Annotated in this window: 19 protein-coding genes; 11 read left to right on the forward strand and 8 right to left on the reverse strand. The window is 72.1% G+C overall.

Annotation, left to right across the window (positions count from 1 at the left end):
• Positions 1–71: 71 nt before the first annotated feature.
• On the reverse strand, positions 72–842 hold the full coding sequence (locus ACSSS0_RS14120) for an alpha/beta hydrolase family protein (protein ID WP_487228476.1): 771 nt from the start codon (positions 840–842) through the stop codon (positions 72–74).
• A 73-nt stretch (positions 843–915) separates the two neighbouring features.
• Here ACSSS0_RS14120 and sp36 point away from each other — a divergent pair, with 73 nt between their 5' ends.
• Genes sp36 through ACSSS0_RS14145 form a run of 5 tightly spaced genes read left to right on the forward strand, consistent with a single transcriptional unit; the run spans position 916 to position 3,962 of the window.
• Entirely contained in the window at positions 916–1,071 is a 156-nt protein-coding gene (sp36, locus tag ACSSS0_RS14125) for a Sp36 family protein (protein WP_142179199.1), read from the forward strand.
• 14 nt (positions 1,072–1,085) lie between these two features.
• Entirely contained in the window at positions 1,086–1,550 is a 465-nt protein-coding gene (locus ACSSS0_RS14130; RefSeq protein WP_020145788.1) for a RidA family protein, read from the forward strand.
• An 18-nt stretch (positions 1,551–1,568) separates the two neighbouring features.
• Positions 1,569–2,441, forward strand: coding sequence for an NUDIX hydrolase (locus ACSSS0_RS14135; RefSeq protein ID WP_487228477.1), 873 nt, complete (start codon positions 1,569–1,571; stop codon positions 2,439–2,441).
• A 40-nt stretch (positions 2,442–2,481) separates the two neighbouring features.
• The gene (locus tag ACSSS0_RS14140) at positions 2,482–3,279 is read left to right on the forward strand and encodes an MBL fold metallo-hydrolase (RefSeq protein ID WP_487228478.1); all 798 of its coding nucleotides are present in this window, start codon (positions 2,482–2,484) and stop codon (positions 3,277–3,279) included.
• 20 nt (positions 3,280–3,299) lie between these two features.
• The gene (locus tag ACSSS0_RS14145) at positions 3,300–3,962 is read left to right on the forward strand and encodes a nucleoside/nucleotide kinase family protein (protein WP_487228479.1); all 663 of its coding nucleotides are present in this window, start codon (positions 3,300–3,302) and stop codon (positions 3,960–3,962) included.
• Between the two features lie 98 nt (positions 3,963–4,060).
• Here the strand turns inward: ACSSS0_RS14145 and ACSSS0_RS14150 are convergent, their stop codons facing one another.
• The 3 genes from ACSSS0_RS14150 to gntA form a co-directional block, all read right to left on the reverse strand.
• The gene (locus ACSSS0_RS14150; protein WP_020145792.1) at positions 4,061–4,738 is read right to left on the reverse strand and encodes a Crp/Fnr family transcriptional regulator; all 678 of its coding nucleotides are present in this window, start codon (positions 4,736–4,738) and stop codon (positions 4,061–4,063) included.
• Between the two features lie 64 nt (positions 4,739–4,802).
• Positions 4,803–5,486, reverse strand: a complete 684-nt coding sequence (locus ACSSS0_RS14155) for a DUF1989 domain-containing protein (RefSeq protein ID WP_487228480.1) — start codon at positions 5,484–5,486, stop codon at positions 4,803–4,805.
• Entirely contained in the window at positions 5,483–6,352 is an 870-nt protein-coding gene (gntA, locus tag ACSSS0_RS14160) for a guanitoxin biosynthesis heme-dependent pre-guanitoxin N-hydroxylase GntA (protein WP_487228481.1), read from the reverse strand. The genes ACSSS0_RS14155 and gntA overlap by 4 nt, the downstream gene beginning before the upstream one ends.
• A 234-nt stretch (positions 6,353–6,586) precedes the next feature.
• Here gntA and nth point away from each other — a divergent pair, with 234 nt between their 5' ends.
• The 4 genes from nth (at position 6,587) to ACSSS0_RS14180 (ending at position 10,161) form a co-directional block, all read left to right on the forward strand.
• Entirely contained in the window at positions 6,587–7,246 is a 660-nt protein-coding gene (nth, locus tag ACSSS0_RS14165; RefSeq protein WP_487231209.1) for an endonuclease III, read from the forward strand.
• Positions 7,243–7,986 carry an NUDIX hydrolase gene (locus ACSSS0_RS14170; protein ID WP_435987303.1) on the forward strand — a complete coding sequence of 248 codons (744 nt, stop codon included), beginning with the start codon at positions 7,243–7,245 and terminating at the stop codon, positions 7,984–7,986. Before nth ends, ACSSS0_RS14170 begins: the two co-directional genes overlap by 4 nt.
• The gene (locus tag ACSSS0_RS14175) at positions 7,983–9,185 is read left to right on the forward strand and encodes a MarP family serine protease (RefSeq protein WP_487228482.1); all 1,203 of its coding nucleotides are present in this window, start codon (positions 7,983–7,985) and stop codon (positions 9,183–9,185) included. Before ACSSS0_RS14170 ends, ACSSS0_RS14175 begins: the two co-directional genes overlap by 4 nt.
• 190 nt (positions 9,186–9,375) lie before the next feature.
• Positions 9,376–10,161 (forward strand): GNAT family N-acetyltransferase, encoded by a 786-nt coding sequence (locus ACSSS0_RS14180; protein ID WP_487228483.1) that lies wholly within the window; start codon positions 9,376–9,378, stop codon positions 10,159–10,161.
• Between the two features lie 106 nt (positions 10,162–10,267).
• Here the strand turns inward: ACSSS0_RS14180 and ACSSS0_RS14185 are convergent, their stop codons facing one another.
• Genes ACSSS0_RS14185 through ACSSS0_RS14200 form a run of 4 tightly spaced genes read right to left on the reverse strand, consistent with a single transcriptional unit; the run spans position 10,268 to position 13,822 of the window.
• Positions 10,268–10,660 carry a universal stress protein gene (locus tag ACSSS0_RS14185; RefSeq protein WP_487228484.1) on the reverse strand — a complete coding sequence of 131 codons (393 nt, stop codon included), beginning with the start codon at positions 10,658–10,660 and terminating at the stop codon, positions 10,268–10,270.
• Positions 10,657–12,207, reverse strand: coding sequence for a tripartite tricarboxylate transporter permease (locus ACSSS0_RS14190; RefSeq protein WP_487228485.1), 1,551 nt, complete (start codon positions 12,205–12,207; stop codon positions 10,657–10,659). Before ACSSS0_RS14190 ends, ACSSS0_RS14185 begins: the two co-directional genes overlap by 4 nt.
• Positions 12,207–12,794: a tripartite tricarboxylate transporter TctB family protein gene (locus ACSSS0_RS14195; protein WP_487228486.1), complete on the reverse strand. Its 588-nt coding sequence runs from the start codon at positions 12,792–12,794 to the stop codon at positions 12,207–12,209. The genes ACSSS0_RS14190 and ACSSS0_RS14195 overlap by 1 nt, the downstream gene beginning before the upstream one ends.
• A 2-nt stretch (positions 12,795–12,796) precedes the next feature.
• Positions 12,797–13,822, reverse strand: coding sequence for a Bug family tripartite tricarboxylate transporter substrate binding protein (locus ACSSS0_RS14200; protein ID WP_487228487.1), 1,026 nt, complete (start codon positions 13,820–13,822; stop codon positions 12,797–12,799).
• Between the two features lie 83 nt (positions 13,823–13,905).
• Between ACSSS0_RS14200 and ACSSS0_RS14205 the strand changes: the two genes are divergently transcribed.
• Entirely contained in the window at positions 13,906–15,690 is a 1,785-nt protein-coding gene (locus tag ACSSS0_RS14205) for a sensor histidine kinase (protein WP_487228488.1), read from the forward strand.
• On the forward strand, positions 15,687–16,358 hold the full coding sequence (locus ACSSS0_RS14210; RefSeq protein ID WP_487228489.1) for a response regulator: 672 nt from the start codon (positions 15,687–15,689) through the stop codon (positions 16,356–16,358). Before ACSSS0_RS14205 ends, ACSSS0_RS14210 begins: the two co-directional genes overlap by 4 nt.
• Positions 16,359–16,360: the final 2 nt, after the last annotated feature.

Consider the following 16,360-nt stretch of genomic DNA (forward strand, 5'->3'; position numbering starts at 1 on the left):
TCCGGGGGACGTCGCCTCCGTCACTGCCCCGCCTGGCGGGGCAGTGACGTGGAGCCGCGCGTCCGGGACCGTCAGGTGAGGGAGCGGACGGCGGCCAGGACTGCGGTGAAGGCTTCCGTCTGCGGGTCGATGACGGCGAAGTGGTCGGCGTCGGGCACGACCTGCTCGGTCACGTCGCCGCCGGCCGCCTTCGCCGTGGCCACGTAGTCGTCGGCCACGGCCGGGGGCACGGTGTCGTCGTCCGCGCCGTTCACGAGCCGCACCGGCACCTTCGGCGGCAGGGTCGACATCGGGTCGGCCGACGTCCACGCGGCCGTGCCGGGCCCAGACCCGACGAAGTCACGCGTCGCGTCGGACCCGAGGTGCAGTCGGTCCGCCGCGCCGAGGTCGACGACCCCGGCCAGCGACACGACGCCGGCGATGCCGCGCTCTCGGGCCCAGGGCTGGCCGGCCGCCCACGCGACGAGGTGCCCGCCGGCGGAGTGCCCGACGAGGACGAGCGGCTCGGGCAGGTCCGGCTGCGACGCGATCGACGCGACGAGGTCTCGCACGTCGTCGAGGGTCCCGGGGACGCCGCCACCCGGCATACCGACTCGGCGGTACTCCGCCAGCACGACGTGGTAGCCCGCCCCCGCGAAGGCGTGGGCCTCGGGGACCGCGTGCTCCCGGTCGTACTGCGCCCGCCAGAAGCCGCCGTGGACGACGACGACCGTGCCCGTCGCCGCAGGAGCGCCCGGAGCCGGCGGGATGACGTCGTAGACCTGTGCGGGGTCGCTGCCGTAGGCGCGCGTCGAGGCGCTCGCGGCGGACGACGTCGAGGGGCTGCTCGTCATGGGCGTCATGGGCGTCATGGTGCCACCCGCGTCACCGACGCACCCCGAGAGAGCGGTGGTGACACTGAGTAGGGTGATGGCCATGACCCAGTGGGAATACCTCACCGCACCGCTTCTGATCCACAACACCAAGCAGATCCTCGACAACTTCGGGGCGGACGGGTGGGAGCTCGTCCAGATCGTCAACGGTCCCGACGGCACGAGCCTCGTCGCCTACTTTAAGCGTCCGAAGTCCTGAGGAGTCACCGCACCATGTCTGCAGTCGAAGACCGTCTGTCCGAGCTCGGCCTCACCGTGCCCGAGGTCGTGCCGCCCGTCGCCGCCTACGTCCCCGTCGTCCGTGAGGGCGACCTCGTGTTCACCTCGGGTCAGCTGCCCATGGTCGACGGCTCCCTCGCCGCGACCGGCAAGGTCGGCGCCGAGGTCGACGCCGAGACCGCCAAGTCCCTCGCCGAGACGTGTGCCCTCAACGCGATCGCGGCCATCAAGTCCGAGATCGGCGACCTCGACACGGTGACCCGTGTCGTCAAGGTCGTCGGTTTCGTCGCCTCCGACCCGGGCTTCACCGGCCAGCCCGGGGTCATCAACGGCGCGAGCGAGCTGCTCGTCAAAGCCTTTGGTGACAAGGGAATCCATGCTCGTTCGGCCGTCGGTGTCGCTGCGCTCCCCTTGGACGCACCCGTCGAGGTCGAGGTCATCGTCTCCGTCGCCCGGTGAAGGCAGGGTGAGGGCACGATGACGGCAGGTGAGCGCCAGGTGACCGGCTCCATGGGTCGCCAGTTCCCCCTGACCACGACACCCGGCATCTCCGACGCCGCCAGCCGCTGGCTCGCCGGCGAGCGCTGGGACGAGGCCGAGCCCCGACGCGCGAGCACCGTGATGCTCGTGCGCGACGGCGTCGGCGGCGTCTCCGAACCGGAGGTCTTCATGCTCCGGCGCGTCTCCGGGATGGATTTCGCGCCGAGCACGATGGTCTTCCCCGGCGGCTCCGTCGACGAGCGGGACGGCGAGATCGGCCTGCCGTGGGCCGGTCCCTCGCCGTCCGAGTGGGCCGACCGGCTCGGCTGCTCGCCGGCCGAGGCGCAGATGTACGTCGCGGCCGCGATCCGTGAGGTCTTCGAGGAGTGCGGCGTGCTCCTCGCGAGCCCGTCGGCGAGCGGACCGCTCGCGACGGTCGACGGTCCCGAGTGGCTCGACATCCGTCTCGCCCTCGTCGACCGCCGACTCTCGCTGGCCGATGTGCTCCGCGACAAGGGTCTCGTCCTGCGCTCGGACCTCATCGTCGCCAAGGCGCACTGGCTGACCCCGGTCTTCGAGCCGCGCCGCTACGACACGTGGTTCTTCGCCGCTCTCATGCCGCCCTTCCAGGTGGCCGACGGCGAGACCACCGAGGCCGACCAGGCCACGTGGGTGGTGCCCTCCGAGCTGCTGAGGGCGTATGCCGCCGGGTCGGCTCTCATGCTGCCCCCGACGGTCGTGTGCGTGGAGGAGATCCGCGACGCGCCTTCTGCCGCAGACGTCGTCGTGCACAGCGACCACCTTCCGCTCATCATGCCGGAGGTCGTCGCCGGCCCGGGCGGGCCGGCGATGGAGATCGTCGAACGATGAGCCCGATGGCGCCGTCGGGCCGGCCCCGGGAGGTGGCGCGGTGATCGGGACCGCGGCCGACCGCGGCTGGCACGGCGGCGTCACGAGCGAGCGCGCCGAGTGCGTGCTGTGCCCCAACCCGTCGCCGATGACTCTCGACGGCACGAACACGTGGCTGCTCGCCGAGCCCGGGTCCGACGAGGTCGTCGTCGTCGACCCGGGCCCGCTCGACGAGGGCCATCTGCAGGGTGTCCTGCGGCGCGTCGCCGACACCGGCCGGCGGGTCGCCCTGACCCTGCTCACCCACGGACACGACGACCACGCCGAGAGCGCCGACCGCTTCCACGAGCTGACCGGTGCGCCGGTGCGCGCCTTCGGACGAGGACACGACGACCTGCGGGCGGGCGAGACCATCACCGTCGGCGGACTCGAGATCGTCGCCGTCGAGACGCCCGGGCACACGAGCGACTCGTTCTCGTTCGTCCTGCCCGCCGACAACACGCTCCTCACCGGCGACACCATCCTCGGCCGCGGGACCACGGTCGTGGCGTGGCCCGACGGCAGCCTCGAGGCCTACCTCGCCTCGCTCGACCGCATCGAGGCCCTGACCCGGGCCGGTGACGTCACGAGCCTGCTCCCCGGCCACGGGCCGTTCGTCGCCGACGCGGCCGCCACCGTGACCTTCTACCTCACGCACCGCGCCGAACGTCTCGACCAGGTGCGCGACGCGGTCGCCCGAGGTGCGCAGACGGCATACGCCGTCGTCGAGGAGGTCTACGCCGACGTGCCGCGGAGCGTCTGGCCGGCGGCCGAGCTCTCGGTGCAGGCCCAGCTGGAGTACCTCCGCACCCATCCGTGAGCAGGTGGGAGACTCGGGCCGTGCAGCATCAGGGGATCGACGAGCTGGCGGCAGCGGCGGTGGCGCTCGTCGGTGACGGCCGCCGCGTCGTGCTCGGCATCGCCGGCGCTCCCGGGGCGGGCAAGTCGACCCTGGCCGAGGCGCTCGTCGAGGCCGTCGCCGCGCGCGAGGGGCGCGAGTGGGTCGGGCACGTGCCGATGGACGGCTTCCACCTCGCCGACGCCCAGCTCGACCGGCTCGGCCTGCGCTTGCGCAAGGGTGCGCCCGACACGTTCGACGCCGACGGGTACGCCGCCCTGCTGCGCCGCGTCGTGGCCGAGCCCGACGCGTGGGTCTACGTGCCGGGCTTCGACCGCACGCTCGAGCAGCCCCTCGCCGCGGCCATGGTCGTGCCGCCGGCCGCCCGCCTCGTCGTGACGGAGGGCAACTACCTGCTGCTGCCCGAGGAGCGGTGGGAGCGGGCTCGGGCCTCTCTCGCCGAGGTGTGGTTCGTCAGCGGTTACGAGGAGGTGCGCCGGTCGCGGCTCGTCGACCGGCACGTCCGCTTCGGCAAGGAGCCGGCCGCGGCCGAGGCGTGGGTGGCCGGCAACGACGACCTCAACGCGGCACTCGTCGCCACGGCGGCCGGCCGGGCCGACCGTGTCGTCACGAACGGACCAGCGGGCTGGGCCTTCTCGGGGTGAGGTGACCGGCGGCGGGTCCCGGCGTGTTCTCGGGATCTGAGCTGCCGAGCTGAGCTGCCTAGCTGAGCTGCCTTGCAGCGCAGCCGATCTCGCGTCTGTCAGCGGGCGCGGCGCTTGAGCCGCTCGACGTCCTGCAGGAGCACGGCGCGGGCCTCGAGACGCAGCCAGCCGCGCGTCGCGAAGTCGGCGAGGGCCTTGTTGACCGTCTCGCGGGAGGCGCCGACGAGCTGCGCGAGCTCCTCCTGCGTGAGGTCGTGGGACACCATGATGCCGCCCTCGACGGGCCGGCCGAAGCGCTCGGACAGGTCGAGCAGCGCCTTGGCGACACGGCCCGGGACGTCGGTGAAGACGAGGTCGGCGAGGTGCGCGTTGGTGCGGCGCAGGCGCTGCGCGAGAGCCGCGAGCAGGGCCTTGGAGACCTCGGGACGACCGGTGAGGATCGCCGTGAGGGAGTCGTTGCCGAGGCCGAGCAGCTGTGTCTCGGCGACGGCGGTGGCGGTCATGGTGCGCGGGCCCGGGTCGAAGAGGCTGAGCTCGCCGAACATCTCGCCGGGGCCGAGGATCGCGACGAGGTTCTCGCGGCCGTCGGGGCTCGTGCGGCCGAGCTTGATCTTGCCCTCGGCGATGACGTAGAGCGTGTCACCCCGGTCGCCCTCGTGGAACAGGACGTCGCCGCGCTCCATGTGCGACCGGCTCATCTCGGACTGCAGCGCGGAGGCCGCCTCGTCGTCCAGAGCCTTGAACAGGGGCGCACGCCTCACCACGTCGAGATCCACGGGGTCAGTGTGCCACGTCGTCCCCGCCCGCGCCCTGCCACTGCAGGCGTTTCAGGCGTCGGTCTCAGTCGTCGATGCGGTAGTCGATCGGCTTGCAGACGCCGTTGTTGGACTTCTCGGCCGAGCAGGCGGTGAGGCCGACGACGAGGTCGGCCTCGGCCCGCAGCACGAAGCGGTCGCCCGCCCGGGACGTCGGGGGGTCGATGTGCAGCTCGCCGCCGCGCTCGTTCCACACGTTCATGAAGATGTTGAGCGTCGTCGAGATGCGGTCCGGGTCGACGCCGAAGGTCGCCATGTTCGTCGCGAGGTTCTCGAAGCAGCTCGGGTGGTAGGCGCCCTCGAACTCGGGGTAGAGCAGGTCGAAGGTCTGCTGCGAGCAGGGCGTCAACAGGATGTCGTGGTGCCCGCACGTGTCCTCGACGACGGTCGCCATCGGCCGGCTGCGGTTGCTGTAGAGGACCGAGCCGGTGGTCACGGCGGTCGAGTTCGCGTAGTCGATGGTGCGGCCGGAGCTGAACCACTCGTCGCGGTCGTCGTCCATGACGGCGAAGAAGTCGCTGACCTGCTCGCCGGTCGGGTCGACGACGGTGAGGCGCTGCCCTGCGCGGAGCACGAAGGCGGTGCCGGTCTGAGGGGCGAGCCGGGTCAGGTCCATGCCGTCACGGTAGCTGCCGGCCGGTTGCAGCACAGGGCCGCCGGGGCCGAAGAGACGGTCGGTCGTGAGCCGTGCGTCCTGCGAGATCGTCATCCTTGCTCCCCGGTGTCGGTCGTGCGTCGGGTCGGTCGTGCGTCGGGTCGGTCGTGCGTCGGGTCGGTCGTGCGTCGGGTCGTGCGCGCCTGGTCGGCGTCGCGGACGTCGAGGGGTGGCTCCCACCCCGCGGCGTGCCGGCGCCCGGAGTACTGCATGGCCTCGCTGCTGTCGCCGTGGTCGGCGACCATCGGGTTGACGAAGCCCTGGAGGTCTTCGTCGCGCCGGCGGATCGTCGTGCGCATGCCCTCGAAGCGTCCCTCGGCCCGCAGCTCCTCGAACTGGTCGTGCGGGTTGAAGACGAGCGTCGGCAGCGGCGCGCGGCGGGCCACGCGCGAGGCGGCAGGGTGCAGTCCGACGATGAAGTACGCCGTGCCACCGGCGGAGAACGCGAAGTGCGGGTCGTTGGGGTCCGAGCCCACCCCGTCGGCCCACGAGCGGTCGTCGGCGTCGTGGATCCGCTGGAGCAGCTCGAAGAGGGCGGACTCGAAGCCGGCCTCGTCGGTGGGCAGGGGCCCGCGGAAGGTGGCGATGAAGGAGTGGAAGCCGCTCTCGCCCTCGATGGACCGGGCGAAGGCGGCCAGCCGCTCGAGCAGCTGCGCGGGCACGTCCGGGTCGTCCATGTCGTCGAGCACGGCGTGCGCGACGCTGCCGCGGCGGAAGACGGACTTGGCCCCGAGGCAGGGGAACTCGGCGTGGGTGACCATGAGCTCGAGGGCCCGGACCACGTCGTCGTCGGAGGCGTGGGCAAGGTCCATGTCGGCGAGCATGGCCAGGGTCGTCTCGAGCCCGTGCCGCTCGTCGGGGGCCTGCAGCCCGGGCGCCGTGGTCGGCGTGGGGGCTTCGGTGCGCGTATCCGTTGACATGTCGGACTCCTCCCGTGCAGGCAGGACGTACCCACCTCGGGTTCGCTTCACGCGCAACCTTGGACGCGCCCCGGACGGACCCGCACCGAACCCTGGACGGCGCGAGCCGGCGGACCGCCCGACGGAGGCGGACAGCGGGTGACAGCGCGGCGGCATACAGTGTCGTCCGTGTCCCCCCGAGCCCTCGTGATCGACGACGAGACCCCTGTGGCGCGGACCCGGCGCGCCCGGAAGATGTACCGCGCCCTCCACGAGCGCTACCCCTACGCCCACTGCGAGCTCGACTTCAGCACGCCCCTCGAGCTGCTCGTCGCGACGATCCTGTCGGCGCAGACCACCGACGTCGGGGTCAACAAGGTGACGCCCATCGTCTTCGCGAAGTACCAGACGGCTGCCGACTACGCGAACGCCGACCGCGCCGAGCTCGAGACGATCATCCAGCCGACCGGCTTCTACCGCGCCAAGACCGACTCGCTCATCAAGCTCGGCATCGCCCTCGTCGAGCGCTTCGACGGCGAGGTGCCCCCGCGGCTCAAGGACCTCGTGACCCTGCCCGGTGTCGGCCGCAAGACCGCCAACGTCGTGCTCGGCAACGCGTTCGACATCCCGGGCATCACCGTCGACACGCACTTCGGGCGCCTCGTGCGCCGCTTCGGCTGGACCGAGGAGGAGGACCCGGTCAAGGTCGAGCACGAGATCGGCCGGCTCTTCATGCGCAAGGACTGGACGATGCTCAGCCACGTCGTCATCTTCCACGGCCGCCGCACCTGCCACGCCAAGAAGCCGGCCTGCGGGGCGTGCCCGGTGGCGCGCTGGTGCCCGAGCTACGGCGCCGGCGAGACAGACCCCGACAAGGCGGCGAAGCTCCTGAAGTACGAGCTGGCCCCGAAGTGACGAGCACCGTCAGCCGGATCGCGTATGCCGGCAGGTCGGGTTCCATCGAGCCCTCCCCGGCGCTCGGGGCGGGGGCCGTGCCGCGCCCCGCGTGGATGGACGAGCTCGCGGTGCGCCTCGAGGAGGTCGCACCCGAGTGGTTCTCGCGCTTCCTGCCCCCGGAGGAGGGCGGCCGCGAGTCGGCGGTGCTCATCCTCTTCGGCCCCCCACCTGCCGGGGCCGACGACGACAGCGAGCACGTCGTGCTCATCGAGCGCTCGCACACCATGCGCACCCAGCCGGCCCAGATCGCCTTCCCCGGTGGCTCCCGCGACCCCGAGGACGACGACCTCGTCGCGACGGCGCTGCGCGAGGCCGAGGAGGAGACGGGCGTCGACCCCGCGGGTGTCGACGTCGTGGCCCAGCTGCCCTCGCTCTTCCTCGCGCCGGCGCAGTTCGTCGTCGCGCCGGTGCTCGGCTGGTGGGCCCAGCCCTCGCCCATCGGGGTCCGCGACCCGGCCGAGGTGCACGACGTGCTCTCGGTGCCGGTCTCGCACCTCGTCGACCCGGCCACCCGCTTCTCGGTGACGCACCCGTCCGGCTACGTCGGCCCCGGCTTCGACCTCGACCACCTGCTCCTCTGGGGCTTCACCGCCGGGCTCATCAGCAGCGTCCTCGAGCTCGGCGGCCTGTCACGGCCGTGGGATCCTGAGATCAGGCGCGAGCTCCCCGAGCGCTACCTGGGAGGGAGGCGTCCATGACCGGCAGCGTCGTGCTCGACATCGCCCTGGTCCTGCTCCTGCTGGCCTACGCCTACTCCGGCTACCGGCAGGGCCTCATCCAGAGCGTCTTCTCGCTCGTCGGCTTCTTCGTGTTCGCCATGTTCGCGGTGTGGCAGCTGCCCGAGATGCTCGCCCGCTGGGAGGCGGTCGCCGACAACGACCGCACGCGCGTGCTCGTGCTCATCCTCGGCGTCGTGGCCTTCGGGTGGCTCGGCCAGTACCTCGGCAGCCTCCTCGGATCACGGATCCGGCGCCAGGTCGGCCAGACGTCGCTGCGCCGGGTCGACTCGGCCCTGGGCGCCGTCGTCGTCATGCTCGCCGCCAGCCTCATCATCTGGTTCATCGGCGGCGCGCTGCGCACGGCGGGCAACCCGTCGCTGTCCAAGGCGATGGCCGAGTCGAAGGTGCTGCAGGTCGTCAACTCCGTCGTCCCCGAGCAGACCGGGCAGGTCTTCGCGAGCTTCCGCGGTTTCCTGTCGAGCCAGGGCTTCCCCCAGGTGTTCGGCGATCTCGCTCCCGAGCCGATCACGCCGGTGCAGGACCCCGACCCCGAGGTCGCGCAGTCGCCGGCCATCCGCGAGGCCGGCCGGTCCGTCGTCAAGGTGACGACCCAGTCCCAGTCGTGCCAGCGCGGCCAGGAGGGCACCGGCTGGGTGCTCTCGCCGGGCCGGATCGTCACCAACGCCCACGTCGTCGCCGGCGCCGACGAGGTGCGGGTGGAGGGCGGCGACCAGACGCTGCGGGCCCGAGTCGTCGTCTTCGACGCGCGCCGCGACCTCGCCGTGCTCAGCGTGCCGGGGCTCTCGCTGCCGGCGCTCCCGCTCGGCGGCGAGCTGAAGCGCGGAGACTCGGCCGCGGTCCCGGGCTACCCGCTCGACGGCCCCTACCGCGTCGTCTCGGCCCGTGTCCGGGCCCAGCTCGAGGCCCGAGGGCTCGACATCTACGGCCGCGAGCGCGTGATCCGCGAGATCTACTCGCTCGCCGCGACCGTCCAGCCGGGCAACTCGGGCGGGCCCCTGCTCGACACCGAGGGGCGCGTCGTCGGGGTCATCTTCGCCAAGTCGCTCGAGGACGACTCGACCGGCTACGCCCTGACCCTCGCCGAGGCACGGCCGGTGCTCGACCAGGCCACGTCGGCCGGGGCGGCGGTCGACACCGGCTCGTGCGTCGCCGGCTGACCCTCCGAGCCCGTCGACTCCGACCCACCTCGCCCACTTCTTTCAACCGTCGAGAGGCCACAAACCGGGGTCGCTCCTCCGTCGCGACCCCGGTTTGTGGCCTCTCGACGGTGGGGGACGGGCCGAGTCTGGCCTTTCGACGGTGGGGACGGGCCGGTTTGTGGCCTTTCGACGGTGGAAGGATCGGGGGGTGCGCATCGACAGTCCCGGGCTGACCACCGATCTCGACCTGCTGCGGCTGCAGGGCTCCACCGTGACCGACCACGGCGACCACCTCGTCGTGCGGACCCCGGCCAACCCGACCTTCTGGTGGGGCAACTTCCTGCTCGTGCCGACCGCGGCCCGCTCGGACGAGGTCGAGCGGTGGACCTCGCGTTTCGAGGCCGAGCTGCCGGACGCCCATCACCGGGCGATCGCCTTCACGCAGCCGGGCGGCGACACCGAGGCCTGGGCCGCCCACGGCTGGGACGTCGAGGTCGACGTCGACCTCGCCACGACGTCGGTGCCGGCTCCCGCGGCCGCAGCGGACGGCATACTGCTCCGTGCGCTCGAGTCCGACGACGACTGGGAGCAGTCGGCGCACGTCGGCGGGAGCGATACCCCCGAGGACCGGCGCGACGGGCGTCTCGTCTTCGAGCGGCGGCGGGCGGCGGCGCAGCGCGCGCTCGTCGAGTCGGGGCGGGCGCGGTGGTTCGGGGCGTTCGGTGGCGACCGGCTCGTCGCGAACCTCGGCATCGTGCGGCTCGGTGACCTCGCGCGCTACCAGGACGTCGTCACGCTCGAGAGCCACCGGCGACGGGGCATCGCGGGCGCGCTCGTGCGGGCCGCGGGGGAGTGGGCGCTCGAGGACCCTGCCGTCGGGCGGCTCGTCATCGTCGCCGAGGACGGCGGGCCCGCGATCGGGCTCTACCAGCGGGCCGGCTTCGCCGAGGTCGCCCGCCACGTCGGCGTCTCCCGCGCCCCGTCGCCCACCTGACCCACGAAACCCCGTCGAGTGGTCACTTCCGTACGGGCTGGGGCGTGTACGGGAGTGACCACTCGAGTGGGTGGACGGGTGGTGGTGGGGGCGTATGCCGGGTCGCTCAGTCGGCCTTGACGGCGAGGACCGGGCAGGTGGCGTCGAGCAGCAGGCGCTGCGCGGTCGAGCCGAGCAGCAGCTTGCCGACCGCGCTGCGGTGCCGGATGCCGATGACGAGCATCCGTGGCTGCTCCCGCTCGACGACGTCGAGCAGCTGGTCGGCGGGGTCGGTGCCGTGCTCGATGCGGCGCACCTCGTGCATCACCCCGGACTCCGCCAGGTCGGCGTCCAGCCGGTCGAGGTCCGAGCCCTCGGCGCGGTGGGCGTCGACGAGCTTGTCGTCGCGGGACATGTTGATGACGAGCACCGACTCGTCGTGCGCCTTCGCCTCGGCGATGGCGGCGGCGAGGGCCGCCTCGCCCTGCGGGGTGGGGATGTAGCCGACGAGGATCGTCATGCCATGACCTCCGTCGTCGCCGTGGTGCTCGAGCCCGGGCCACCGTCGCCGTCCCGGCCGTGTCCACGACCCCGGCCGATCAGCCTGCCGACGACCGGCCACAGCAGCACGAGTGCGATGATCGCGTAGCAGACCCAGGCGACGGGGCCGCCGACGAGGCCGCTGAGGTCGCCGCCCGAGAGCTGGAGCGAGCGTCGCCCCTGCAGCTCGGCGAGCGGGCCGAGGATGACGCCGATGATGAGCGGCAGCACCGGCAACCCGAAGCGGCGCAGCGCGAAGCCGACCATGCCCAGCACGAGCAGGAGGAGCAGGTCGAACGGCTGGGCGTTGACGGCATACGCCCCCATGGAGGCGAAGAAGAGGATGCCGGCGTAGAGGTAGGGACGCGGGATCTGGAGCAGCTTGGCCCAGGCCGGGGCGAGTGGCAGGTTGAGCAGCAGCAGCATCGTGTTGCCGACGAAGAGGCTCGCGATGAGCGTCCAGACGAGCACCGGCTGCTTCTCCATGAGCAGCGGCCCGGGCTCGAGGCCCCAGCCCTGCAGGGCGGCCAGCATGATCGCGGCCGTCGCGTTGGTGGGCAGCCCGAGCGCGAGCATCGGGACCAGGGTGCCGGCGGCCGAGGCGTTGTTGGCCGCCTCGGGTCCGGCGACGCCCTCGATGGCGCCCTTGCCGAACTCCTCCGGTCGCTTCGAGAGCTTGCGCTCCGTCATGTACGACAGGAAGGTCGGGATCTCGGCGCCACCGGCGGGGAGCGCTCCGAAGGGGAAGCCGAACGCGGTGCCGCGCAGCCACGGCTTCCACGAGCGGCCCCAGTCGTCGCGCCCCATCCACGGGCGGCCGACCGGGATGACACCGGCAGCCTTGCGCCGCAGGTGGGCCGCGACCCAGAGTGCCTCGCCGACGGCGAAGATGCCGACCGCGACGACGACGACGTCGATGCCGTCGGCGAGCTGCGCGGTCCCGAAGGTCATGCGCTGCTGGCCGGTCACCTTGTCGATGCCGATGAGCCCGATGGCGAGGCCGATGAGCAGGGCCGCGAAGCCGCGGATGCGCGAGCTGCCGAGCACCGCGCTCGCGCCGGCGAAGGCCAGCAGCATGATCGCGAAGTACTCAGGGGCGCCGAGGCTGACGGCGAACTTCACGACCTGCGGCATGACCAGTGCGAGCAGCAGCGTGCCGATCGTGCCGGCGACGAAGGAGCCGATGGCCGCGGTGGCGAGCGCCTGGGCGGCCCGACCCGCCTTGGCCATCTTGTTGCCCTCGATGGCCGTCACGACCGAGGAGGACTCACCGGGGGTGTTGAGCAGGATCGAGGTCGTCGAGCCGCCGTACATGCCGCCGTAGAAGATGCCGGCGAACATGATGAGGGCCTGCGTCGGCTCGAGGCCGTACGTGACCGGGAGCAGCAGGGCGACGGTCATGGCCGGCCCGATGCCCGGGAGGACGCCGACGGCCGTGCCGATGGTGACGCCGATGAGGGCGAAGAGGAGGTTCATCGGGGTCAGGACGTGCCCGAACCCGTCGATGAGGTTGGCGAAGTTGTCCATCAGAGGATTCCTTGCAGCACGCCGGCGGGCAGGTTGACGTCGAGCCCGATGGCGAAGGCGTAGAAGGTGGCGAGCGCGAGGCCCAGGCCGAAGAGCAGACCGCGCACGTGGTGGCGGTTGCCGAGGGCGAAGGCCGAGCCGGCGAAGAGGATGGTGCCGCTGATGACCCAGCCGAGCGGCTCGATGAGCAGCGCGTTGAGGATGAAGAAGCCGGCGAGCATGCCGAGGGTCTTCCAGTCCGAGCCGGTCGAGAGGTCGACGTCCTCGCCCTCCTCGGCGCTGCCGACGCCGCCGCGGTAGACGTCGACGGCATACAGCACTGCGGTCACGAGCAGCAGGATGCCGAGGATGATCGGCACGGGACGGGGACCCACGGGGTCGTTGCTGCTCGTCGCGTGACCGATGCGGGCCGCGTCGAAGAGCAGCAGCCCGCCGAGGACCGCGAGGAACGCGCACATGCCGTACTGTGCGCGGTCCCCGCGGGCCTGCGTGGGCACCCCGTCGGACGTGTCGACGGACGCGGCGGTGGGGCTGCTCGGCCCACCGGCAGGCGCGTCGCGCGTGGGGTCGGGGGTGTGGTCCGACATGGTCAGCTGGCCAGTCCGAGGGTGGTGAGGATCTCGGCGACCGAGGCGTCCTGCTCCTTGAGGAAGGTGCCGAACGCGTCACCGGTCACGAAGGCGTCGGTCCAGCCGCGCTTCGCCATCTCGTCCTTCCAGCCCTGCGAGGCGTGCATCTTCGTCAGCGCGTCGATCCACGTGGCCTTGTCGGCGTCGGAGATGCCGGGAGGGGCCACGATGCCGCGCCAGTTGGTGAAGACGAGGTCGATGCCGGACTCCTTGAGGGTCGGCACGTCGGGCAGGGCGTCGATGCGCTTGTCGCTCGTCACCGCGAGGACCTTGACCTGGCCGGCCTTGACCTGGTCGAGGAACTCGCCGAAGCCGCTGGCACCGAAGGAGATCTTGTTGCCGATGAGGGCCGGGAGCAGCTCGCCGCCGCCGTCGAAGCCGATGTAGCTGACGGTCTTGGGATCGATGCCGACGGCCTTGGCCAGCTGCATCGGGAGCAGGTGGTCGGGTCCGCCCGGGGACGAGCCGCCACCGACGTTGACCTTCTTCGGGTCGGCCTTCCACGCCGCGACGAGCGCCTTGACGTCCGTGTAGGGCGAGTCCTTCGGCACGACGATCGCGCCGGCCTCCTCGATGAGCTTGGCGATGGGGGTGGTGTCGTTGAGGGTGGCCTGGCTCTTCTGCGTGTAGGCGGCGCCGACGACGCCGAGGCCCATCTGCATGGCGAGCTTGCCGTTGCCCTTCTCGTTGACCGTGCGCTGCAGGCCGACGGTGCCGCCGGCGCCCGGGAGGTTGAAGACCTGGATCGCGCTGGTGATCTTGGCGGCCTCCATGACCTTGGCCGCGGTGCGGGCGGTCGTGTCGTAGCCGCCGCCGGGCGCGTTGGGGACCATGATCTGGAGGTTGCTGGCGGGGGAGCCGCCGGCCGCGCCGGTGGCGGCGTCGTCCTTCTTGGCGGTGGCGCCGCAGGCCGAGAGGGCCAGGGCGGTGACGCCGACGGTGACGCCGAGCAGGACGGACCTGCGGGCGGGAGTGCGAGTGCTCATCGTTGAGGTCTCTTTCGCGTTCTGTGGCTGGAACGGCATGATCGTGGCCTGCGTCACGACGCCGTGTCGCCCTTGTGTCAGCAATGAAGGTTGAGTTCGTTTTGGTCACGCAGAGACCGGGCCGCTTCGGTCGCCTCTCCCTCGCCGGGCAGCTGCTCGTCGTGCAGATGGTCATCCTCCTCGGGGTGCTCGTGACGGTCGCGCTGGTGTCCCTCGCGCAGTCGGAGTCGACGTTCACGCGCACCGAGGGCCGTCGGGTGTCGGCCGTCGCCGAGCAGCTCGCGAGCACTCCGATCGTGCGCACCGAGATGGGTCCCGGCGGGATCGTCAACGTGCTCCCGGCCGTCGTGCAGTCGGTCGTGACGCAGTACAACGTCACGTCGGTGACGATCGCGGACGCCGACGAGATCGCGCGGGTGTCGTCGGACCCGACGATCGACAAGACCCGGATCCCGCTCGGCGCGCCGGCCGTCGGCGAGGGAGCGAGCTGGACGGGCGTCATGGACGTGCGCGGTGAGCGGATGCTCGTCGCGCAGAGCCCGCTGCTCTACACCCCGACGTCGTCGTCGGAGTCGGCGCCGCTGCCCGTCGGCGCCCAGCTGGGCACCGTCATGGTCGCCGTGCGTATGCCGTCCGCTCTCGACCGCCTGCAAGGTGCGTCGTCGTACCTGCCGACCTACCTCGGCATCGCCCTCGTGCTCGGTGGAGTGGGCTCGTGGCTGCTCGCGCGACGCATCAAGCGGCAGACGCTCGGTCTCGAGCCGGCCGAGATCACGGGCCTCGCCGAGAGCCGCGAGGCCATGCTCTTCGGTCTGGCCGAGGGGGTCGTCGCGCTCGACACGAACGAGCGGATCACCTTGGTCAACAACGTCGCCCAGCGCCTGCTCGACCTCCCGGAGCACGCCGTGGGGATGCGTCTCGACGACCTGCCGATCGGTCCACGACTGCGGGACGTGCTGCGCGGCGTGACCGACGAGACCGACGAGATCGACGAGACCGACGAGGACGGGTCGCGCGGGACGGAGGACGTGGCGAGCGACGCCGCGGGTGGCGCGAGCGGCGCCGGAGTGCGTCAGGCGCCGCGCGACCAGGTGGTGCTGCGGCGTGGACGGGTGCTCGTCATGAACCGCATGGAGGTCAGCAAGGACGGCCGGCCGCTCGGGTCGGTGACGACGCTGCGCGACCGCACCGAGCTCGCCGACCTCGAGCGCGAGATCGGCTCGTTCCGCAGCACGACCGAGCTGCTCCGGGCGCAGGCGCACGAGTTCGCCAACCAGCTCCACACGATCTCGGGGCTCATCCAGCTCGGGGAGTACGACGAGGTCGTCGGCTACGTCGACGCGGTGAGCGAGCACCGGGCCCAGCTCGACCTGACGGTGTCGCGCCGCATCCGCGACACGGCCGTGACGGCGCTCGTCATGGCCAAGGCCGCGCAGGCGACCGAGCGCCGGGTCGAGCTCCGGGTCTCGGACGACACGTCGCTCGGCCGCATCGGCCAGCGGGACTCGGCGGACGTCGCCGCCGTCGTCGGCAACCTCGTCGACAACGCGATCGACGCCGCCGCGTCGTCCGAGGGCCCCGACAAGTGGGTCGAGCTGACGATCCGGCAGGACGCGAGCTCGCTCGAGGTCAGCGTCGTCGACTCGGGGCCCGGCATCGCGCCCGAGGTCGTGACCGAGGTCTTCACCCACGGCTACACGACGAAGGCGGCCCGGGCGGGGGAGCGTGGCATCGGGCTGGCGCTGACGCGGCTGATCTGCCAACGTCGGGGCGGCGAGGTCGAGGTCGAGAGCACCCCGACGGGCGCGAAGTTCGTCGCCCGCCTCACCGTCGAGGCCGCCACCGGGCACGCGGAGGAGAAGCGATGATCACGGTGCTCGTCGTCGACGACGACTTCATGGTGGCCCGCATCCACCGTGGCTTCGTCGAGCGCGTCGACGGCTTCGAGGTCGTCGGCACCGCCCGGACGGGCGACGAGGCGCTGTCGATGGTGGCCGACCTCCGGCCCGACCTCGTGCTGCTCGACCTCTACCTCCCCGACGCGTTCGGGCTCGACGTCGTCACGCGCCTGCGCGCGGCCGGGCACACGTGCGACGTGCTCGTCATCACCGCGGCCAAGGAGGCCGACGCGGTGCGGGCCGCGGTGCGCCAGGGCGTCGTCGGCTACCTCCTCAAGCCCTTCGCCTTCGCCGACCTCGAGCAGCGACTCAAGACGTATGCCGCCGAGCGGGCGCGCGATCTCAGCGACGACCTGACGCAGGAGGAGATCGACGCGGCGTTCTCCACGCAGCCGGTCGGCCGGGGCCCGGTGGCCGCGCTGCCGAAGGGTCTCAGCGCCGAGACGGCGGAGGCGGTCGAGAAGGCGCTCCGCGAGTCGGGCGAGACCCTGTCGGCGACGGAATGCGCTGAGGCCGTGGGCATCTCGCGGGTCAGCGCCCGACGCTACCTCGAGCACTTCGTCTCGTTCGGTCAGGCCGAGGTGACCCTGCGCTACGGCGCGACCGGTCGCCCCGAGCGTCGCTACCGCTGGGTCTGACC

The sequence above is a fragment of the Terrabacter sp. R4-6 genome, assembly GCF_057529065.1.